Source organism: Sphingomonas sp. SDUR79 (assembly GCF_056821745.1).
Genome location: NZ_JBPDIN010000001.1, coordinates 498,125 through 519,369 on the forward strand (window position 1 = coordinate 498,125; position 21,245 = coordinate 519,369).

A 21,245-nucleotide genomic window follows, 5' to 3' on the forward strand; every position below is an offset into this window, starting at 1 on the left:
CGCAATGGACGGATTTTCGCTCAAAAGCCGCGCGATTGCGTTCGCGTTGTGCGCGGGGGCGTTCGTCTTCATCCTGGCGCTCGCCGCGACCACGCGCGGGCCATTCGACGTTGCCAGCGCCAGTCGCGCGCTGATCGCCGCCATTATCTGTGCCGCGATGTGCTGGGCCTATGCCGAGCGCACCATTGCCTCGACCGCCGCCGCGATCGACGCCGCGATCGAGCGGTTGACCCGCGCGGCCAATGGCGACCTGCAAAGCGAAATTCCGCAAGAGGTGGAGCAATGCGTTCCGCCGCTCGCGCATGCCATGGAGGGGCTGTTTAGCCAGCTGCACAGCAATCTGGAGAGCGTGCAGCGGCTGGCGCTGTATGACCCGGTGACCGGCCTGCCCAACCGGATCCATTTCCGCCGCAGTTGCGAACGGATGCTGGCCGAGCTGCCGCAGGATGCGATGGCGGCATTATTCTTCATCGACCTTGACCGGTTCAAGGCGGTCAACGACACGCTCGGTCATGCCGTCGGCGACCAATTGCTCGGCATGGTGGCCAATAGACTGCGCGCGGTTGCCGACCGCTTCGCGATCGAGGGTGATGCGCGCCAGCCGCTGATCGGGCGCCTGTCAGGCGACGAGTTCACCATCTATTTCCCCGAGCTGGGCCATGTCCGCGACGCCGACCGGGTCGGACGCGGCATCTTGTTCGCCCTGTCCGAACCGTTCGATCTGGCCGATCAGGAAGTGTCGATCGGAGCATCGGTCGGCATCGCGATCCGGCCCGAGCATGGCTCGTCGCTGACCGACCTGATGCGCGCCGCCGACGCCGCCATGTATCACGCCAAGGCCAAAGGTCGCGGGCGCGCCGAACATTTCACCGACCATCTTGCCAATGAAATCGCCGAACGCGCGGTGCTCGAGAGCGACCTGCGCATGGCGGTTGAGCGCGATGAGTTCACCCTGGTCTATCAGCCGCAGATCAGCGCGGGCGACGGCCGTATCGTCGCCGCCGAAGCGCTGCTGCGCTGGCAGCATCCGACGCGCGGCCTGTGCCTGCCGGGCAGCTTCATCGGGCGCGCCGAGGAAACCGGCCTGATCGTCGAGATCGGCGAATGGGTGGTCGAACATGTCGCCGCGACGATCGCGCGCTGGGGCGCGCTGGGTATCGAGCAGCGGATGGCGGTCAATATCAGCCCGCGGCAGCTCGACCATGCTGCCTTCTTCCGGCGGTTGCGGGAGGCGATGCAGGCCGCTGGAGCGCCGGCGCGGTTGCTCGAGCTGGAAATTACCGAAACGCTGGCGATGCACTGTTCGCGTGAGGTGATCGATGCGATCGCGGCGCTGCGCAGCGATGGCGCGACCGTGGCGGTCGACGATTTCGGCACCGGCTACTCCAACCTTGCCCGCCTGCGCGACCTGCCGCTCGACCGCGTCAAGCTCGACCGCAGCCTGGTCGAAAATGTCGCGACCAGTGCCGAGGCGCGGACCATCGCGCATGCGGTGATCGGTCTGATCCACGGTATCGGTTGCGAAGTGGTGGCCGAGGGGATCGAGACCGAGGCGCAGCTGGAAGTGCTGCGCGTGATCGGCTGCGACATCTTGCAGGGTTACGTCATCGCCAAGCCGATGCCGGAGGACGCGTTCCTCGAATGGGCGAGCGCGGCGCCGCGATTGGCGCTGCGGGCGTAAGCCCTACCCGAACACCCGCCCCAGCACGCCCGCATAAATCCGCGTCAGCGCATGCAGGTCGTCCAGCGCGACCGCCTCGTCCAGCTTGTGCATCGTCGCGTTGAGCAGGCCGAATTCAACCACCGGACAGATGCGCGACAGGAAGCGCGCGTCGGACGTGCCGCCACTCGTGGACAGTTCGGCATCGACCCCGGTTTCCGCCCGGATCGCGTCCGCCACCAGCGTGGACAGCGCCCCCGGCTCTGTCAGGAACGCCTCGCCATAGACGCGGCCGCGCACGATGCCGGCGGGGGCATGGGCGTGAACGATGTCCTGCACCCGCGCGATCAGGTCGTGCCCGCGATGCTGGTCGTTGAAGCGGATCGAGATGCGCGCCCTGGCCCGGCCGGGAATGACGTTGGTCGCCGGGTTGCCCACCTCCAGATCGATCACCTCGATATTCGATGGCTGGAACCAGTCGGTCCCCTCGTCCAGAATGATCGCGTCGATCTCCGCCAGCGCGCGGACGAGGCGGGGGACGGGGTTGTCGGCCAGATGCGGGTAGGCGACATGGCCCTGCCGCCCCGGTACCTCGATATCGATCACGGTCGATCCGCGCCGACCGATCTTGATCGTGTCGCCCAGCCGATGCGCCGAGGTCGGCTCACCGACCAGGCACAGGTCGGGGGTCAGGCCGCGTGCCGCCATCCGATCCATGATCGCGAGCGTGCCATAGGTTGCAGGGCCTTCCTCGTCCCCGGTAATGATCAGGCTGACGGTGCCGGATGCGGGCAGGGGGGCGAGCGCCGCCACGAACGCTGCGATCGCGCCCTTCATGTCCACCGCGCCACGGCCATAGAGCAGGTCACCGCGGATTTCTGGCTCGAACGCGCCGCTGGCCCAGCCTTCGCCGGGCGGCACGACATCGAGGTGCCCGGCAAAGGCGAAATGCGGCCCCGGCCCGGCATGGCGTACAGCCAGCAGGTTTTCGACCGGGCCATCGGGGGCCTCACCCGCGATGAAGCGCTCGACGTCGAAGCCGAGCGGGATCAGCGCCGCCTCGAGCACATCGAACACTGTCCCTAGTGCCGGTGTAATGCTGGGCGCGGCGATCAGCGCCTTGGTCAGGTCGACGACATCGGGCATATTCGCTCCTTCACTGGGAGGCTCCTTTGCCCAAGCTCGACCTCGACACAATCCCGCAGACCAACGCGACCGGCTATCCCGCCGAATATGCCGATGTCGTGCAGGGCCGCTGGTACCGCCGCCTTGCCCCCGCATCGGGCCTTACCGATTTCGGCGCGAGCCATGTTACGCTCAAGCCCGGCGCATGGTCGGCGCACCGCCACTGGCATGAAGGCGAGGATGAACTGGTGGTGATGATCGCGGGCGAGGCGGTGCTGGTCGACGATGCGGGCGAGCATGTGTTGCGCCCCGGCGACGTCGCGGCCTTTCCCAAGGGTGATGGCAACGGCCATGTGCTACAGAACCGCACCGACGCCGATTGCGTGTTCGTCGCGGTCGGCCGTCCGGCGGCAAGTGATTGCCACTATCCCGACATCGACATGCACCTAGAGAATGGCGTCGGGTTCAGGCGGAAGGATGGCAGCGGGTTTTGACTATTCCTTCCTCGCCCCTCCGCAGGAGGGGAGAGGGATGCGCAGACTTGGGTCTTGCGAAGCAAGCCCTAGTCGGAGCTGGGAGAGGGGTGGGCGGCTGCATCGCAGCCGCGCGGAGCAAAGCTCCGCTCTACCCCTCTCCAAGCTACGCTAGGCAACAAGTTGCCAAGCTTCGCTATCCTCTCCCCTATCAAGGGGAGAGGATAAAGCGGTCAACCCTGCGCCTGCTCGAACTGTTCGATCACCCATTCCTCTTCCTGCGCGCCCGCAATCCAGTCCTGCATGAAGGGATGCTGGAGCACCGCGTTCATGTACGCAGGCGCAAAGCGCGCGACGGGGAGGGAGTAGGTGACGAAGCGGGTCACGACCGGTGCGAACATCACGTCCACCGCGCCGAACTCGCCGAACAGGAATTCGCCATCGCCGCCGTAGCGCGCGCGGGCCTGAGCCCACAGCTCCATGATCCGCTGGATATCGTGCATCACGTCTTCGTCCGGGGTCTTGGGCGGATAGACCTGACGGATGTTCATGCTGTGCTTGCGGCGCAGCGCGGCATAGCCCGAATGCATCTCCGCCGCCATCGACCGCGCCATGGCGCGCGCCGTGGGATCGGTCGGCCAGAATTTGTCGCCACCCGACTTCTCGTTAAGATACTCGACGATAGCGAGGCTGTCCCACACCACCGCGTCGCCATCCCACAGGATCGGTACCTTGCCCGACGACGGGGCGAACTCGTCGCCTTCGCGCCGCTGGTCCCAGTCCTGGTCGTAGAGCGGGACCACGACCTCCTCGAATGGCAGCCCGGAGAGCTTGCACGCGAGCCAGCCGCGCAGCGACCAGGAGGAATAGGCCTTGTTGCCGATGAAGAGCTTGAGCATCGCGCGGGGATAGCGGCGGGGCGGGGGCGGGGCAATGGCGCGGTGACTTTCCGTACGCGTCTGCTAGGGCGTGCGTCATGCACCCTGTCACCGTCTGGTACGACGGGCATTGCCCGCTATGCGTCCGTGAGATCGCGCTGATGCAGCGCCTGGATCGGCGGGGACGGATCGACTTTGTCGCGATCGAGGGGCTGGGCGATGGTGCCTGCCCGATCGACCGGGCCGAGCTGCTCGCCCGCTTCCATGCGCGCGAAGGCGGGCAACTGCTGTCGGGCCCGGCGGCGTTTGCCGCGATGTGGCGCGCGATTCCCCTGCTGCGGCCGATGGGTTTGGCCGCACGCAATCGCATCGTCCTTGCGCTGCTGGAGCGCGGCTATCGCGGCTTTCTGCGCGTTCGCCCCGCGCTCCAGCGCTGGGCACGGCGTTTCCCACCAGCCTGACCATTTCGCTTGCGCAGCGGCCGCTGACGCGACAGGTTGCGCGCCGGGGCCGTTCGGCATTGGGGGGATTAATGTCACGTAAGTTCATGATCTTGGCCGCTGGCCTTGCGACGATCGGTGCCGCGCCGCCGGCGCAGACTCCCGCAACCGCACCGGCCCCCGCGCGGGCCGTCGCGCCCGCTCCGTTGCCGGTCGAGGTGTTTGCGGAACTCCCGCAGATCGAACGTCCGCGCATTTCGCCGAACGGCAAGCGGATCGTCGCGCAGTTGGCCCGCGATGGGCAGATGTTCCTTGCCGTGATCGCGATCGATGGCGGGGTTGCACCGACCTTTATCCATCCCGGCAAGGTCGATCTCAACTGGTGGCGCTGGGTCAATGACGACTGGATCGTGGTCGGGGTCGGGCGCGAGCAGAATGTCGAGGGCACCAACTTCTACGTCAGCCGCGCGATCGGCATCCAGACATCGACCGGCCAGATGGTGCCCATCGCGGGCAAGGATGCGGCGCAACGAGGCGACGACATCGTGTGGGTGGCGCGCGACGGTTCCGCCCGCGTGATGCTCGCTTACCAGACATCGATCTATGTCGACCGCCCCGGCTTTTGGTCCAAGGTCGAGGAAGTCGATCTGGCCACCGGCAAGCGCCGCCTGATCCAGGGGCCGCGCGAAGGTGTGCTCGACTGGTATGCCGACCGCGACGGGGTTATTCGCATGGGCGTCGGATCGAGCCTGGACGGTCGGTCGAGCCGGCTGCTGTATCGCGAAAGCGCCGATGCGCCCGTCCGCACCATCGATCGGGCGAAGCGGGGCAAGGACCGGCTGACCGTCCCATCGCTGTTCCTGCGCGACAAGAACAAGGCGCTGGTGATCGAGGATGATGAGCAGGGCTTTTCTGCGCTCTACGAATATGACCTCGGCACGCTTCAGCGGGGAAAACAGCTGTTCGCGACACCCGGCTATGACATTGGCGGGGTCGTCGCCAACGTAGATGGCGACGGCTTTGCCGGCGTTCATGTCGAAGAGAACCGCCCGATGATCCGCTGGATCGACCCGCAGATGGCGGCGATGCACGCCGCGATCGCGGGACAGGTCAAGGGCGGGCAGGTCGAGATCAGCTCGTTGAGCCGCGACGGGCAGACGGCGGTCGTCAATGTCGGCGGAGCGGACTCGCCTGGCGCGTGGCTGGTGTATCGCAACGACACCCGCGTGCTGAGTGCGCTAGCCTTCGACAACCGCACCATCGGGCTCAAGCGGATGCACCCGGTGAAGACGATCCGCTACAAGGCGCGCGACGGGCTGGAGATCGCCGCCGTGCTGACGCTGCCGCGTGGCAAGACGGGCAAGCTGCCGCTGATCGTGATGCCGCATGGCGGGCCCAGCGTGCGCGACAGCGAAGTATGGGATTGGCCGGCGCAGTTTCTCGCCGATCGCGGCTATGCGGTGATCCAGCCCAATTATCGCGGCTCGACCGGCTATGGCACCAAGTTCCAGGAAAAGGGCGAGGGGCAATGGGGCCTCGCGATGCAGGACGATCTGGACGATTCGGTCAAGGCGCTGGCTGATCTGGGTATCGCCGATCCGAAGCGGGTGTGCATGGTCGGCGCATCCTATGGCGGCTATGCGGCGCTCCGCGCGGCGCAGCGCGATGGCGACAAATATCGCTGTGCGGTGTCCTATGCCGGGGTCTCCGACCTCAACCGGATGCTGCGCCACCAAAGCAACTTCCTCTTTGCCAAAGCGCGCGGCGACTGGCTGCGCGCGCAGGCCCCCGACCTCAAGGAGGTGTCGCCGGTCAATTTCCCGGGGTCGTTCAGCATCCCGGTGCTGATCATGCACGGCAAGGAGGATCGTGTCGTGCCGATCATCCAGTCGCAGGCCATGGCACAAAAGCTGAAAAGCGCGGGCAAGGACGTGACCTATATCGTCCAGCCGCTGGGCGACCATCATTTCTCACGCCAGCAGGACCGGCTGGAGTTTCTGAAGGCGATGGAAGCGTTCCTCGCCAAGCATAACCCGGCCTGAGCCCGCATTGGTCCTGGAAATCCTCCCCCGCCAGGGGGAGGTGTCAGCATAGCTGACGGAGGGGGAGGAAGCACGACGCCTAGAGGTGATAGCGCGAAGCCGTCCTCCCCCTCCGTCGCCTTCGGCGCCACCTCCCCCTGGCGGGGGAGGATTGATTTTCAGATGCTGACCGCCTCGATCACCGCGGCGCGGAGTTCCGCGATGCCGTCGCCCTTTTCGCTCGACGTGGCGAGGATGTCGGGATGCGCGGCGGGGCGCTTGCGGGCCTCGTCGATCGTGCGCTGGGTCACTTCGGCGAGTTCGGCTGGCTTGATCTTGTCGCCCTTGGTCATGACGATGCGATAGCTGACCGCCGCCGCGTCGAGCATGTCGAGAATCTCGCGATCGACATCCTTGATCCCGTGGCGGCTGTCGATCAGCACCAGCACGCGCTTGAGCACGTCACGCCCGCGCAGATAGTCGTTCACCAGAAACCGCCACTTGCGAACGACATCCTTGGGCGCCTTGGCAAAGCCATAGCCGGGCATGTCGACCAGCCGGAAGCGCAGCGGATCGCCGACGTCGAAGAAGTTCAGCTCCTGTGTCCGCCCCGGCGTGTTCGACGTGCGCGCCAGCGCGTTGCGCCCGGTGAGCGCGTTGAGCAGCGAGGATTTACCGACGTTCGACCGCCCCGCAAACGCCACTTCCGGCACCGTGGCATCGGGCAGGAAGTTGAGCGCAGGCGCAGATTTGAGGAACGCGACCGGACCCGCAAAGGTCTTGCGCGCGCCCTCGATCAGCTCGGGGTCGAACTCGGTCACTTCTTCCCCTTACCCGATTTCGGCGTGGGCGGTGCCTCGATCACCGCGCCCGATGCCGGCACCGGTTCCTTGAGCGCCGGGTGGCGCATGTAGAGGAACTTCTGCTGCGCGATGGTGAGCAGGTTCGAGGTGATCCAGTAGAGCTGGAGACCCGCCGCGAACGGTGCCATCACGAACATCAGGATCCACGGCATGATCGCGAACATCTGCTTCTGCACTTCGTCGGTCGGCGCCGGGTTCAGCTTGAACTGCGCCCACATCGACACGCCGAGCAGGATCGGGAACACGCCCAGCGCCAGGAACATCGGCAGCTGAATACCGGTCAGGTAATGGACCAGGTTGACCAGGTTCGCCGGGTCGGGCGCGGACAGATCCTTGACCCACAGCACCAGCGGCTGGTGGCGCATTTCGATCGACAGCATCAGCACCTTGTACAGCGCATAGAGGATCGGAATCTGCAGCAGGGTCGGCAGGCAGCCCGCGAGCGGGTTCACCTTCTCGTCCTTGTACAGCTTCATGATCTCCTGCTGCTGGCGCGGCTTGTCGTCCTTGTAGCGGTCCTGCAGCGCCTTCATCTTGGGCTGGAGCGCGCGCATCGCGGCCATCGACGCAAACTGCTTCTGCGCGATCGGGAACAGCAACAGACGGACGGTGACGGTCAGCAGGATGATCGCCAGACCGAAATTGCCGACCATGCGGAACAGCCAGTGGAGGTAATGGAAGATCGGCTTTTCAAAGACCTCGAACCAGCCCCAGTCGATCGCCTTGCCAAAGTGGTGGATCCCGCCCTTTTCCTCATAATCGTCGAGCAGGTTGATGTCCTTGGCACCCGCGAAGAAGCGGGTGGTCTGGGTCATAACCTGGCCCGGCGCGATCTGGCGGGCGGTGGTCGGTTCGAACTGCGCCTGGGTCGCGGTGCCAGCACCGGGGCGGAAGCTGAGGCTCACCGGCATGCCCTGATCTGGCACCAGCGCGGTCAGCCAGTAGATGTCGGTATAGCCGATCCAGCCGCCCTTGGCATCAAACCGCTGCGTGCCTTCGTCCTTCACCGTGTCATAATTGACGCCATAATCGACCGCGCCGCCATAGGATGCGACCGGCCCGGCGTGGATCGTCCAGGTGTCGACATCCTTGCCGGCGCCATAGCGGTAGAGATAGCCATAGCCCGCCGCGGCAATCGCCTTCTGCCCCAGGTTCGCAACCTTCTGGCGGACGGTGAACATGTATCCGTCATCGACCGACAGCTCGATCGCGAAGCGCTGCGTGCCGCTGGTGGCGGTCAGGGTGACTGGGGTGGTCGGGGTCAGCTTGGACCCGCTTGCCGTCCACACCGTGTCGGGGCCGGGGGCGTTGATGCCCTGACCCGTCCAGCCGAAGCCGGCGAAATAGGCGTCGCGCGTGCCGCTCGGCGAGAGCAGGCGGATCGGCGGGCTATCCTTGGCGATCGTTTCCTTGTGCTTGACCAGCACCAGATCGTCGATGCGCGCACCCTTGAGGTTCAGGCTGCCCTGTACCGTCGGCGTTTCGATCGCGATCCGCGGCGTTTCGCGCAGCACGCTGTTGCGGTCGCGGATCGCCTGGGGCGTGTCGGCGGTGGGGTCCGCGCCGGGGTTGGGCACCACCTTGGGCGCGCCGTCGGCTGCCTTGGTCACCGTCGTGGCGGGCGGGGTGGGGAACAGCCAGCCGGTGATCGCAGGCCATGCGAACAGCAGCAGTCCTGCGATCACCGCAAACAGCAGGAAATTCTTCTGGTCTTCTTTCACGTCATTCCCCGGTCAGGACATCAGGGCACGGGGTCATAGCCGTGCCCACCCCATGGATGGCAGCGAAGGATGCGCCGCAGCGCGAGCCATCCGCCCTTGAGCGCCCCATAGCGGGAGAGCGCCTGTATTGCATAGGCCGAACAGCTTGGCGCGAAACGACAGCTGGGCGGCAGGATTCGCGACGGGCCGATCTGCCACCCGCGCGCGATCAGGATCAAGATGCGGGCGATCACCGTTTCACCTTTGCCAATGCCTTGGCCAGTTCGGCCTTGAGTGCCGCGTAATCCCGCTCGATCCCGCTGGCGCGGCCGATCAGGACATGGTCGGCGCCCGCGACGCCATCGACTGGAAGCACTTCGCGGACCAGTGCGCGGAAACGGCGTTTCATGCGGTTGCGGGTGACGGCGTTGCCGACTTTCTTGGACACGGTGATGCCGATCCGCATCGTTGCGTCGTCATCGCCGCGCGGGCGGACGATCAGGACAAAGCCGGGCATCGGTGCGCGCTTGCCGGCATTGGCGGCGAGATAGTCCTTGCGCTGCGTCAGCCGTGTGAGCGGGCGCGCCAGCGGGGCGGGTAAACGCAAACAGCCCGCTTCCCCGGTCGAGGAAACGGGCTGGTTCGACACCAGCGATGCTGGCGTCAGGCTTACGCGCTCAGCTTGTTGCGGCCGCGGGCGCGGCGGGCGCGAATCACATTGCGACCACCGGGGGTCGCCATGCGCGCGCGGAAGCCGTGCCGGCGCGCTCGCACCAGGTTGCTCGGCTGAAAGGTCCGCTTCATCGCTCATTCCCTGAATTCTAGAAACTGAAAAGGCCGCCGCGGGGGCGACCGTGTGAACGGGGCCGTTAGCCAAAGCGGACGTCGAAGTCAATTCGTGGCAAGCCTTTTTGCCCGCGAGCGGCGGCGTTTGGCACTCCCCCGCACGAGAATCCGGTCGATGAACGCGCCCGCGCGCGGCCATTTGGCCTTCAATCGCACGAATCGGTACCGCGCCCAGCGCGAATTGCGCAGGATCAGGATCAGGCCGAATGCGGCAATGACGGTTCCACCCGGACCCGGCAGCGGCGATGCCAGCGGCGCGACCAGCAGAAACAAGGTCCAGCCAGTCGCCAGCAGGGCGATTCGCACAAAGGGATGCGGCTTGGGTCGCATCCCTTCCAGATGGGGCGGTGTATTGCCGATGCAAGGCGCAGGCGCGATGAACCGTTTCCCTGCCGCGAAAAGCGGTTAAGAGTGTGCGAACAAAAGGGGGGCGTTGATGGTCGCGAGTGTCTCGACGGTCGCATATCTCGGGCTGGAGGCGCGCAGCGTCGAGGTGCAGTGCAACCTCGTCCCCGGCCTGCCCAAGTTCATGATCGTCGGCCTGCCGGACAAGGCGGTGGCGGAAAGCCGCGAACGGGTGCGCGCGGCGATGGCCGCCATTGGCCTCGCGATGCCGCCCAAGCATATCGTCCTCAACCTCTCGCCCGCCGATTTGCCCAAGGAAGGGTCGCATTTCGACCTGCCGATCGCGCTGGCGCTGCTCGCGGCGATGGGCGTGACCGATGCCGAGGCGCTGGCAGATTATGTCGTGGTCGGCGAACTCGCGCTCGACGGGCGGATCGCGTCGTCGCCCGGCGTGCTGCTCGCGGCGCTGCATGCGGCGGGGGAGGGGAAGGGGCTGATCTGTCCCGCAGCGCAGGGCGCGGAGGCGGCGTGGGCCGGGACCGGCGCAGTGCTGGCCGCGCCCGACCTGATCGGCCTGCTCAACCATTTGAAGGGCCAGCAGCTGCTCGGCGCGCCTGAGCCGGGGGAGGCCGATCCGCCGGGCTTTGGCCCCGATCTCAAACAGGTGAAGGGACAAGAGACCGCCAAGCGCGCGCTGGAGATCGCGGCGGCGGGCGGGCATAATCTGCTGATGGTCGGGCCGCCGGGGGCGGGCAAGTCGCTGATGGCGAGTTGCCTACCGGGCATTCTCCCGCCGCTCGACGCGGCCGAAGCGCTGGAGGTGTCGATGGTCGCCAGCGTCGCCGGGACGCTGGAAGGTGGCCGGCTGACGCGCACGCGGCCGTTCCGCAGCCCGCATCACAGCGCGTCGATGGCGGCGCTGACCGGAGGCGGGCTGAAGGTCAAGCCGGGCGAGGTCAGCTTGGCGCATCTGGGCGTGCTGTTCCTCGACGAACTCCCCGAATTCCAGCGCGCCGTCCTCGATTCGCTGCGCCAGCCGCTGGAGGCGGGGACGGTCAGCGTCGCGCGCGCCAATGCCCATGTGACCTTCCCGGCGAGGGTGCAGCTGGTGGCGGCGATGAACCCGTGCCGCTGCGGGCATCTGGGCGACCCTGCACTTGCTTGCGCCCGCGCGCCGCGCTGTGCGGCGGATTATCAGGCCAAGGTGTCGGGTCCACTGCTCGACCGCATCGACCTGCATGTCGAGGTGCAGCCGGTCACCGCCGCCGACCTCGTCCTGCCGCCACCTGCCGAGGGATCAGCCGAAGTCGGCGCGCGCGTGGCGGCGGCACGCGCGGTGCAGCGCGCCCGTTATGGCAGCGACGGCCCGCGTACCAATGCCGAGGCCGACGGCCCGGTGCTCGACGCCGCCGCCACCCCCGACGAACCGGGCCGCAAGCTGTTGGCGCAGGCGGCGGAGGCGATGCGGATGAGTGCGCGCGGCTATACCCGCGTGCTCCGCGTTGCCCGCACCATTGCCGATCTGGCGGGGGCGGACAGCGTCGGGCGCATCCATATCGCCGAAGCGCTCAGCTACCGCCGGCAGGCACCGCGCAGTTAGGCGGTCGCGAGCGGCCGCGCTGATCGCGCGCGCGGCTTGGGGCGTTTGAACCAGAAGGTCCACACCGCGAAACTGCCGAGCATCGCCAGCACGAGTCCCGTGGATGCGACCACCAGCTTCCACAGCCATCCGCCGACCTTGGCGGCGTGGAGTGGATAGACGCTGTTATAGGCGCGGATGCCGGTCGGCACCGCATGAGCGTCGCGGGTGTCGACCAGCGCGCCATTCTCGGGGCGGAACCACACCAAAGTGCGTCCATTGGGCAGCCATTCGGCGGGCTGGCGCAGACGCATCTGGATCAGGTCGCCGGGCTTGCGCGGCAGCGCGACGATGCGGATTTCAGCGTCCGGATAGCGCGCCCGTGCCGCAGTGAACATCGCCGCCCAGTCGAGATTGGCGGCCAGCGGCCCGCCCTCGACCTTGGGCGGCGCGAATGGCGTCTGGAGTGCGCCGACGCTTTGCCCCGGCGCGAACAGGGCGGTGCTGACCGGCTTCAATACCATCAGCATGCCCGTCGCCATCGACAGGAACAGCAGTGGCGCAAACACCACGCCGATATCGCGATGATGCGTGACGATCGCCGGGCGGCTCATTCGCTTGGGAAAGAGGCGCAGCTTGAACGTCTTGCGCAGCCGCCACCACAGGATGACGCCGGTGATGACGAAAGCGAGACCGATCAGCCCGGCGATGCCCGCGACGGTCTCGCCCAGATCGTCGAGGAAGAGATGATGGTGCAGGTCGAACAGCCACAGCTCGACCCGATCCCATTTGCTGTCCCATTGCGCGACCACCCGACCCGCCTGATCGGCATAGACTCCCGCCCCCTCGGCAAAGCTGCGGCGGGCGAGGCCGAAATCGGCATAGGGGAACAGCACCGATCGCGGTGCCTCGCCCGGCGCGGCGAGCGCGGCGTTCATCTGCGCCGCGAGGGTGGCGACATCCTGCCGCTGTGCATCGCCCGCGCCGGGGAGCCAGCCCAGCCATTGATGCTTGAAGACGAGGATCGCGCCCGACAGGCCAAGAACGGCGAGCACGAGCCCGACGATGCCGCCGGTCCAGCGGTGCAGCAGATCGACCCACTTCATCCCCGCCATGCCCCCGTTCAGAACTTCACATCAAAGCCGAGCGTGAACACCCGCCCGCGACCCGAGAAGAAGCGGAGATTGTCCGCCACCGAAATCGTGTCGCTGTTGTAGGTGATGTACGTCGCGTCGAACAGGTTCGACACCGCCAGCGTCACTCCGCCAAATCCGATGTCGTAGCGCACCACCGCGTCGGTGAGGTTGTACCCTTCGAACGCGGTCGCGGGATTATAGGCCGCCGGGTTGGTCGACAGCTGGAAGGTGCGCGAGAGGTAGAAGCCGGTCTGGACCCGGGCGGTCAGCGGCCCGCGTGCATAGTCGAGCGCGAAGTTGAGCCGGTCGGGCGAGATGTTGGCCCCGTCCAGGTCGATGTCGACCACGCCGTCCTCGTTGCTGTCGGTCCGCCCGGCGATGTGGGCATAGCCGGTGCTGACCCGCAGGCCTTCGATCGGCAGGCGAATGCCCATGTTGATCTCAAGTCCTTCGATCGCGATCCGCTGGCGCTGGACGTCATAAACACCAGCCGGATTGAGCACGAGGAGGCTGCCGAGCGAGGACGAAGACCAGAAATAGGTTGCGCTTGCGTCCAGCGGGCCACGCTTTACCTCGAACCCGATCTCGCGATTGTTCGACACTACCGGGGTAACGTCGAGGAAATTGTCGATGTCGACATTGGGCACGTTGATCGCGCGCAAAATTCGGCCGACATCGGCGATCGAATAGCCCTCGGCATAGCTGGCATAGGCGCGGATGCCCTTGACCGGCTCGACGATCACGCCGCCGTTGAGCAGCGCGTCGCGGAAGCTGGGGTTGCCGCCGCTCACCGCCCGCGCGCCATAGGAGGCGAGGGTGACGAAATCATCGACCTTGAGCTTCACATCCTCATAGCGGACTCCGCCCGCGAGGCGCAGCTTGTCGTCGAACAGGCCGAGGTTGAGCTGCGCAAACGGCGCAAGGCTGCGGAAGGTCGTTGGCGGCACCCAATAACGGTCGGTCCACAGCAGCGACTGTTCGGTCTCGTCCCACAGGCTGTCGAAGCCCACCGTGGCGGTCAGCGCGCCAGCAAATTTTCGCTCATAGCTGAACCGCGCGCCCAGCTTGCGCGACTGGTTGACCGACTGGTCGAACAGCGTGCCGACCGGGGCAATGCGCGCATCCTGGAAGGTCGAGGTGATCGACCCGCCAAACACGTCGTTGGTGCGGTTGAAGAAAGCCTGAAGCACCAGCTTGCCGCCCGCCAGATCGCTGTCGGTCAGCGTCAAATTGACCGTCTCGACCCGGTTCGACACCGGATCGCCCGCGGGATTGCCGCGCACGCTGGTCGATGGCGTGTTGGTCGCGCGGCTGCCGGCGACCTGGACATAAGTGTGATGGCCCTTCAGCTCGAAGCGGTTGGCGAACAGCTCCAGCCGGGCGGTGTCGTTGACCTGCCAGCCGAGCCGCGCGAACGCCGACCAGCTTTTGCTCGCCATCGTGTCGCCCTGCGCGCCATCGACGCCGATGATCCGGCCCGCGCCGTCATAGAAGACGCCGCGCTTTTCATAAGCGCCGCCGACCGTCGCATCGAACGCGCCGCCGCGCCAGGCGACCAAGGCCGCTGCCTTGCCGCCCAGGCCATTGTCGTCGAAGCCGCTGCTCGCGCTTCCCTGAAGCAAGGCACGGCCCGAGAACCCATCCTGCGCAGGGGCCTTGACCACCACCTGATTGACCACACCGCCGGTCGCGCCGATACCCTGCAGGGCGTTCGCGCCATAGATCAGCTCGATCCGGTCGAGGAAGAACGGGTCGATCGTGTATCCGTCGCGCGATCCGTCGCGCACCGGGGTCGATTGCGGGATGCCGTCGATCGCATAGAGCGGCGAGCGGCCGCGCAGCGTCTCGCCCGCGCCCGACAATTTCTGGCGGGTGGGGGAGAAGGATGGCGACAGGTTCGCCACGGCATCGACCACCGACCCGGCGATCGAAACCTGCTGATCCAGTTCCTCCTTATCGATCACATCCACTGTCAGCGGGAGCGCGCTGGCGGGCAATTCGGTGCGCGCGGCGGTAATGATGACCTGGTCGGACTCGTCCGGTTCCGATGCCGCCGTGTCCGCCGGCGCTGGGTCGCTTGCGGCATGCGCGGCGGCGGGTGCGAGCATCGCCAGGGCGAGCAGAGGCAGGGCGGAAATCGAACGGACGGACATGCGGAAACTCCCTTTCCGCCTCCGCTACCAATGCCGAACCGATAATGCAAACGCCTCGCATTAGATTCTATGGCGTTGGTCTTGATGGCAGGCGGGCGCTGTGCGGCTCATTCTGACACAGATCATGTTTGCAGCCTGCTGCGCCGGTTCGCTGCCATACCGTCTATAATGGAGCCTGAGTATCAATTGGGCTGGATTTGAGAGTGGGGACGTCGGCAATGAGGACTGGAGTTAGCGCCATGCTCGGCGGGGCGGTATGCGCGCTGCTGATCGGTGGCATAGGCACGGCGCACGCTCAGGCAAAGGATGCCGATGCAGCAGGCCGCTTTTCGATCGAGGGCAGCGTCCGCGCGCGGGCCGAGGTGGTCGACGGGCAGGTGAAACCGGGTGCGCCGGACAGCGACGCGATGCTCTCGTTCCGCACGCTCATCACCGCGCGTTACGATTTTGGCGGGGTGCATCTCTCCGCCGAACTCGACGATGCGCGCAGCTATTTCCAGCATGGTCAGTCGACTGCGGGGACCAGCGAGAGCAACGCGCTCGAACCGCTTCAGGCCTATCTCGGCATCGACCTGGGCAATGTCGCGGGTCAGAAGGGCAAGGGCGTGCTGCGCCTCGGTCGCTTCACCGCCTCGTCCGGGTCGGGTCGCCTGCTCGACCGGCCGGACTGGTCGAACTCGCCCAACAGCTTCCTTGGCGCCAATCTCGACTGGAGCAGTGCGCGTGGCGACCGGCTGACCCTGATCGCCGCGCGGGTGTTCGACAAGCTGCCGTCGGATCGCGCGTCGATCGAGGATAACCGGGTCGAGCTGGACCGCGCCAATGCCGGGCTGCAGTTCTGGGGCGGCTCCTTCACCCGCGCCAAGGCGCTGGCCGGGGCGAACGCCGAGCTTTTCGCCTATGGGCTGGACGAACGCGACCGCGCCGGTCGGGCGACCCGTGATCGCGACCTGTTCACCTTTGGCGGCCGGGTGAACCGCACCCCGGGCAAGGGCAAGCTGGACTTTGAACTAGAAGGCGCGCTGCAGCGCGGTACGACCCGCGGATCGACCGCGGCGAGCGACCTGCTCGACCGCAAGGTGCGCGCCGGTATGGCCAATGTCGAAATCGGCTACACCTTCGCGGCGGGCTGGACGCCGCGCGTGACGGCATTTCTGGGCTATGCCAGCGGCGACACGACCGCCACCGACTATCGGCGCTTCGATCCGCTGTTCGGCGGCCGGCGCGGCGATTTCGGGCCGCTCAGCCTGTACGGTCCGGCCAGCTGGTCCAACATCGTCAGCCCGGGCGTCGCGATCGAAGCGAAGCCGAGCAAGGCGTGGGACTTTTCGGTCAAGGCGCGCAAATTCCTGCTCGCGTCCGCCACCGACAGCTTTGCCGCCACATCGGTCCGCGATGCGACCGGCGCGTCGGGCCGCGATGCCGGAACGCAGGTCGAGGGCCGCGTGCGCAACTGGCTGGTGCCAAAGAAGCTGCGCGTCGAGGCGGGCGCTGCGTTCCTCGCCAAGGGGCGTTTCCTGACCGATGCGCCCAATGCCCCCGCAACGGGCGACATGAAGTTCGGCTATCTGACCCTGTCGACGTTCTTCTGACCCAGGGCGGCCTTCGGCCCGGCCCTTAGGCAACAAAAAAGCCGCCGTCCGATCGCTCGGGCGGCGGCTCTTATTGTGTCAGCGGACCGCTGAACGCGGGCGATTACTCGCCCTTGTTCAGATACTCGCCGGCTGCTTCGTCGCTGCCGTCACCCGACACTTCGACCTTCTCCAGCGCGTCGCTGGTGACCATCGCGTCAACGGGATCCTGTGCCAGTTCCGCAGCACGCTCTTCAGCGGCCGAGTTCGGGGCGATCAGCGCTTCCTGCAGCTTGCGCTGCTGGGCGCGGAGCGCGGCGTCGCGGCTGGTCGCCGCGATGCGCACCCGGTTCATGCCCGCGCCGGTGCCGGCGGGGATGAGACGGCCGACGATCACGTTTTCCTTCAGGCCGATCAGCGTGTCCTGCTTGCCCTGGACCGCCGCCTCGGTGAGAACGCGGGTGGTCTCCTGGAACGACGCCGCCGAGATGAAGCTGCGGGTCTGCAGCGACGCCTTGGTGATGCCGAGCAGGATCGGCTTGCCCTGTGCAGGGGCCTGGCCGGGCTCGAGCTTGCTGTTGATGTCGTCCATCTCGTCGCGATCGACCTGTTCGCCCGCCAGCAGCGTGGTGTCGCCACCGTCGGTGATCTCGACCTTTTGCAGCATCTGGCGAACGATCACCTCGATGTGCTTGTCGTTGATCTTCACGCCCTGCAGTCGATAGACTTCCTGGATTTCCGCGACGAGATATTCCGCCAGCGGCTCGATGCCGAGCACTTCGAGAATATCGTGCGGATCAGGCGAGCCGCCGATCAGGTTGTCGCCACGCTTGACGTAGTCGCCTTCCTGAACGTCGATCACCTTCGACTTGGGTACCAGATACTCGACGACCTCGCCGCCATCCTCGGGCTGGATGCCGATCTTGCGCTTCGCCTTATAGTCCTTGCCGAACACCACGCGGCCCGAGACCTTGGCGATGATGGCATTTTCCTTGGGCTTGCGCGCTTCGAACAGCTCGGCGACGCGCGGCAGACCGCCGGTGATGTCGCGGGTCTTGGCAGACTCGCGGCTGACACGGGCCAGAACGTCGCCGCCCTGCACGGTCGCACCGTCCTCCACGCTGATCACCGCACCGGGCGACAGCATGTAGCGCGCGGCCTCCGCCGCACCGTCACCGGTGAGGGTCAGGCGCGGACGCAGATCTTCCTTCTTCGCCGCAGCACCGCGGTTTTCGATCACCACGCGCTGCGCGATGCCGGTCGCTTCGTCGACCTGTTCGGTCAGCGTCTTGCCGTCGATCAGGTCCTGATACTTCACGACGCCGCCGGTTTCCGTGATCACCGGCATGGTGAACGGATCCCATTCCGCCATGCGGTCGCCCTTGCTGACGATGTGGCCATCGTCGAACATGACGTACGCACCGTACGGGATGCGGTGGACCGCGAGCTCGCGACCATCGGTGTCGAGGATCGCGATCTCGCCCGAACGCGCCAGAACCACGCGACGGCCGCGCTGATCGGTGATCAGGCGCAGGTCGCGGAACTCGGCCTTGCCGTCCACGGGGGCTTCGAGGTTCGACTGCTCGTTGAGCTGCGCCGCGCCGCCGATGTGGAAGGTACGCATGGTCAGCTGCGTGCCCGGCTCACCGATCGACTGCGCCGCGATGACGCCGACTGCTTCACCGATGTTCACCGGCGTACCGCGGGCGAGGTCACGCCCGTAGCACTTGGCGCACACGCCGATCTTGGCTTCGCAGACGAGCGGCGAGCGGATCTTCATGCCCTGAACGCCCAGACCTTCGATCTGCGCGATCATCGGCTCGTCGAGCAACGTGCCGGTGGGGATTTCCACCTTGCCGGTCTTGGGATCGACAACATCCTCGGCCGTGGTGCGGCCCAGGATACGCTCGCCCAGCGACGCGATGACGCTGCCGCCCTGCACGATCGCCTTCATCTCCAGCGCACGCTCGGTCCCGCAATCCTGCTCCATGACGACGCAGTCCTGCGACACGTCGACCAGGCGGCGGGTGAGGTAGCCCGAGTTCGCGGTCTTCAACGCCGTATCCGCGAGGCCCTTGCGGGCGCCGTGGGTCGAGTTGAAGTACTCAAGGACGGTCAGGCCTTCCTTGAAGTTCGAGATGATCGGCGTTTCGATGATCTCGCCCGACGGCTTGGCCATAAGGCCGCGCATGCCGGCCAGCTGCTTGATCTGCGCCGCCGAACCACGCGCACCGGAGTGCGCCATCATGTAGATCGCGTTGGCGGGCAGCTCGCGGCCGGTCGTCTCGTCGATCTTCACCGACTTGATCTCGTCCATCATGGCGGCCGCCACCACGTCGCCGCAACGGCTCCAGGCGTCGATCACCTTGTTGTACTTTTCCTGCTGCGTGATCAGGCCGTCCTGATACTGCTGCTCGAAGTCCTTCACGAGGGCGCGGGTCTCGTCGACCGTTGCTTCCTTCGATGCCGGGATGATCATGTCGTCCTTGCCGAACGAGATGCCCGCCTTGAACGCGTGACGGAAGCCGAGCGCCATGATCGCATCGGCGAACAGGACGGTCTCCTTCTGGCCGGTGTGGCGATAGACCTCGTCGATCACGTCGCCCACGTCCTTCTTGGTCAGCAGGCGATTGACGACGTCGAACGGCACCTTGTGCGACTTGGGCAGGCACTCGCCGAGCAGCATGCGGCCCGGCGTGGTCTCGAACCGCTTCATCACGGTGCTGCCATCTTCCAGCGTCTGCGGCACGCGGCTGGTGATCTTGGTGTGCAGCGTGACCGCACCCGCGAACAGCGCCTGGTGAACCTCGGCCATGTCGCCCAGCACCATGCCTTCGCCCGGCTCGTTCTGCTTCTCCATCGAGAGATAGTAGAGACCCAGCACCATGTCCTGCGACGGCACGATGATCGGCTTGCCGTTGGCGGGCGAGAGGATGTTGTTGGTCGACATCATCAGGACGCGCGCTTCCAGCTGCGCTTCAAGCGACAGCGGGACGTGCACGGCCATCTGGTCGCCGTCAAAGTCGGCGTTGAAGGCCGAGCAGACCAGCGGGTGGAGCTGGATCGCCTTGCCCTCGATCAGCACCGGCTCGAACGCCTGGATGCCCAGACGGTGAAGCGTCGGCGCGCGGTTCAGCAGAACCGGGTGCTCGCGGATCACCTCGTCCAGGATGTCCCAGACTTCCTTGCGTTCCTTTTCGACCCACTTCTTCGCCTGCTTCAGGGTCATCGACAGACCCTTCGCGTCGAGGCGCGCGTAGATGAACGGCTTGAACAGCTCGAGCGCCATCTTCTTGGGCAGGCCGCACTGGTGCAGCTTGAGCTCGGGACCGGTCACGATCACCGAACGGCCCGAATAGTCGACGCGCTTGCCGAGCAGGTTCTGACGGAAGCGGCCCTGCTTGCCCTTGAGCATGTCGGACAGCGACTTGAGCGGACGCTTGTTGGCACCCGTGATCGTGCGGCCGCGACGGCCGTTATCGAACAGCGCGTCGACGGCTTCCTGCAGCATGCGCTTTTCGTTGCGGACGATGATGTCCGGCGCGCGCAGCTCCATGAGGCGCTTGAGGCGGTTGTTGCGGTTGATCACGCGGCGATACAGATCGTTCAGATCCGACGTCGCGAAACGGCCGCCGTCCAGCGGGACCAGCGGGCGCAGTTCGGGCGGAATGACCGGAACGACGTCGAGGATCATCCACTCGGGACGGTTGCCCGATTCCAGGAAGCTCTCGACGACCTTCAGCCGCTTGATGATCTTCTTGGGCTTCAGCTCGGACTTGGTGACGGCCAGCTCTTCGAGCAGCACACGCTTCTCGCCCTCGAGGTCGAGGTCCATGAGCATGATCTTGACCGCTTCCGCGCCGATCCCGGCGGAGAAGGCGTCCTCGCCATATTCGTCCTGCGCGTCGAGCAGTTCGTCCTCGGTCAGCAGCTGGAACTTCTCCAGCGGCGTCAGGCCCGGCTCGGTGACGATGTAGGATTCGAAATACAGCACGCGCTCAAGCTGCTTGAGCTGCATGTCGAGCAGCAGGCCGATGCGCGAGGGCAGCGACTTGAGGAACCAGATGTGCGCGACCGGCGCGGCCAGTTCGATATGGCCCATACGCTCACGGCGGACCTTCGAGACGGTAACCTCGACGCCGCACTTTTCGCAGACAATGCCCTTGTACTTCATGCGCTTGTACTTGCCGCACAGGCACTCATAGTCCTTGATCGGACCGAAGATGCGCGCGCAGAACAGGCCGTCACGCTCGGGCTTGAACGTGCGATAGTTGATGGTTTCGGGCTTCTTGATCTCGCCGAACGACCACGAACGGATGCGGTCCGGCGAAGCGATACCGATCTGGATCTGGTCGAAGGTCTCCGGCTTGGCCACCGGGTTCGCGAAGTTGGTCAGTTCATTCATGTCGTTTTCCCTCAGGAGGGTAAATCTCTGGGCTGGCCGGGAAGGGCGCT

At 66.0% G+C, this 21,245-nt stretch carries 17 protein-coding genes; 6 read left to right on the forward strand and 11 right to left on the reverse strand.

Going from position 1 to position 21,245, the window contains the following annotated elements; all coding sequences use genetic code 11:
- Positions 1 to 4: 4 nt before the first annotated feature.
- Positions 5 to 1,681 (forward strand): putative bifunctional diguanylate cyclase/phosphodiesterase, encoded by a 1,677-nt coding sequence (locus ACRYLO_RS02280; RefSeq protein ID WP_482658670.1) that lies wholly within the window; start codon positions 5 to 7, stop codon positions 1,679 to 1,681.
- Between the two features lie 3 nt (positions 1,682 to 1,684).
- On the opposite strand, the gene dapE is transcribed toward ACRYLO_RS02280, so the two are convergent.
- Positions 1,685 to 2,806 carry a succinyl-diaminopimelate desuccinylase gene (gene dapE, locus ACRYLO_RS02285; protein WP_482658671.1) on the reverse strand — a complete coding sequence of 374 codons (1,122 nt, stop codon included), beginning with the start codon at positions 2,804 to 2,806 and terminating at the stop codon, positions 1,685 to 1,687.
- A gap of 26 nt (positions 2,807 to 2,832) precedes the next feature.
- On the opposite strand from dapE, the gene ACRYLO_RS02290 reads away from it, so the two are divergent.
- On the forward strand, positions 2,833 to 3,279 hold the full coding sequence (locus tag ACRYLO_RS02290) for a cupin domain-containing protein (protein WP_482658672.1): 447 nt from the start codon (positions 2,833 to 2,835) through the stop codon (positions 3,277 to 3,279).
- Between the two features lie 212 nt (positions 3,280 to 3,491).
- On the opposite strand, the gene ACRYLO_RS02295 is transcribed toward ACRYLO_RS02290, so the two are convergent.
- On the reverse strand, positions 3,492 to 4,157 hold the full coding sequence (locus tag ACRYLO_RS02295; protein WP_482658673.1) for a glutathione S-transferase family protein: 666 nt from the start codon (positions 4,155 to 4,157) through the stop codon (positions 3,492 to 3,494).
- Between the two features lie 77 nt (positions 4,158 to 4,234).
- Between ACRYLO_RS02295 and ACRYLO_RS02300 the strand changes: the two genes are divergently transcribed.
- Both ACRYLO_RS02300 and ACRYLO_RS02305 read left to right on the forward strand, forming a co-directional pair.
- Complete coding sequence (locus ACRYLO_RS02300) at positions 4,235 to 4,597, forward strand: thiol-disulfide oxidoreductase DCC family protein (protein ID WP_482658674.1); 363 nt, start codon at positions 4,235 to 4,237, stop codon at positions 4,595 to 4,597.
- Positions 4,598 to 4,668: 71 nt separating this feature from the next.
- The gene (locus ACRYLO_RS02305; protein ID WP_482658675.1) at positions 4,669 to 6,618 is read left to right on the forward strand and encodes an alpha/beta hydrolase family protein; all 1,950 of its coding nucleotides are present in this window, start codon (positions 4,669 to 4,671) and stop codon (positions 6,616 to 6,618) included.
- Between the two features lie 158 nt (positions 6,619 to 6,776).
- Here ACRYLO_RS02305 and yihA read toward each other — a convergent pair whose 3' ends face one another.
- The 6 genes from yihA to ACRYLO_RS02335 all read right to left on the reverse strand — a co-directional run bounded on the left by yihA (position 6,777) and on the right by ACRYLO_RS02335 (position 10,336).
- Positions 6,777 to 7,418 (reverse strand): ribosome biogenesis GTP-binding protein YihA/YsxC, encoded by a 642-nt coding sequence (gene yihA, locus ACRYLO_RS02310; RefSeq protein ID WP_482658676.1) that lies wholly within the window; start codon positions 7,416 to 7,418, stop codon positions 6,777 to 6,779.
- Positions 7,415 to 9,181 (reverse strand): membrane protein insertase YidC, encoded by a 1,767-nt coding sequence (gene yidC / locus ACRYLO_RS02315; RefSeq protein ID WP_482658677.1) that lies wholly within the window; start codon positions 9,179 to 9,181, stop codon positions 7,415 to 7,417. Before yidC ends, yihA begins: the two co-directional genes overlap by 4 nt.
- A 20-nt stretch (positions 9,182 to 9,201) precedes the next feature.
- Positions 9,202 to 9,414: a membrane protein insertion efficiency factor YidD gene (yidD, locus tag ACRYLO_RS02320; protein WP_066664581.1), complete on the reverse strand. Its 213-nt coding sequence runs from the start codon at positions 9,412 to 9,414 to the stop codon at positions 9,202 to 9,204.
- Positions 9,411 to 9,767: a ribonuclease P protein component gene (rnpA, locus tag ACRYLO_RS02325; protein ID WP_294019224.1), complete on the reverse strand. Its 357-nt coding sequence runs from the start codon at positions 9,765 to 9,767 to the stop codon at positions 9,411 to 9,413. Before rnpA ends, yidD begins: the two co-directional genes overlap by 4 nt.
- Positions 9,768 to 9,829: 62 nt before the next feature.
- A complete protein-coding gene (rpmH, locus tag ACRYLO_RS02330; protein ID WP_044332822.1) occupies positions 9,830 to 9,964 on the reverse strand; it encodes a 50S ribosomal protein L34 in 135 nt (44 codons plus the stop codon).
- A gap of 87 nt (positions 9,965 to 10,051) precedes the next feature.
- On the reverse strand, positions 10,052 to 10,336 hold the full coding sequence (locus ACRYLO_RS02335) for a hypothetical protein (RefSeq protein WP_482658678.1): 285 nt from the start codon (positions 10,334 to 10,336) through the stop codon (positions 10,052 to 10,054).
- Between the two features lie 106 nt (positions 10,337 to 10,442).
- Between ACRYLO_RS02335 and ACRYLO_RS02340 the strand changes: the two genes are divergently transcribed.
- On the forward strand, positions 10,443 to 11,951 hold the full coding sequence (locus ACRYLO_RS02340) for a YifB family Mg chelatase-like AAA ATPase (protein ID WP_482658679.1): 1,509 nt from the start codon (positions 10,443 to 10,445) through the stop codon (positions 11,949 to 11,951).
- Here the strand turns inward: ACRYLO_RS02340 and ACRYLO_RS02345 are convergent.
- A complete protein-coding gene (locus ACRYLO_RS02345; RefSeq protein WP_482658680.1) occupies positions 11,948 to 13,045 on the reverse strand; it encodes a PepSY-associated TM helix domain-containing protein in 1,098 nt (365 codons plus the stop codon). The genes ACRYLO_RS02340 and ACRYLO_RS02345 overlap by 4 nt on opposite strands.
- Positions 13,046 to 13,053: 8 nt before the next feature.
- A complete protein-coding gene (locus ACRYLO_RS02350; RefSeq protein ID WP_482658681.1) occupies positions 13,054 to 15,219 on the reverse strand; it encodes a TonB-dependent receptor in 2,166 nt (721 codons plus the stop codon).
- Positions 15,220 to 15,437: 218 nt separating this feature from the next.
- On the opposite strand from ACRYLO_RS02350, the gene ACRYLO_RS02355 reads away from it, so the two are divergent.
- Entirely contained in the window at positions 15,438 to 16,811 is a 1,374-nt protein-coding gene (locus ACRYLO_RS02355; protein WP_482658682.1) for an alginate export family protein, read from the forward strand.
- 103 nt (positions 16,812 to 16,914) lie between these two features.
- On the opposite strand, the gene rpoC is transcribed toward ACRYLO_RS02355, so the two are convergent.
- A complete protein-coding gene (rpoC, locus tag ACRYLO_RS02360; RefSeq protein ID WP_482658683.1) occupies positions 16,915 to 21,195 on the reverse strand; it encodes a DNA-directed RNA polymerase subunit beta' in 4,281 nt (1,426 codons plus the stop codon).
- Positions 21,196 to 21,245 lie beyond the last annotated feature (50 nt).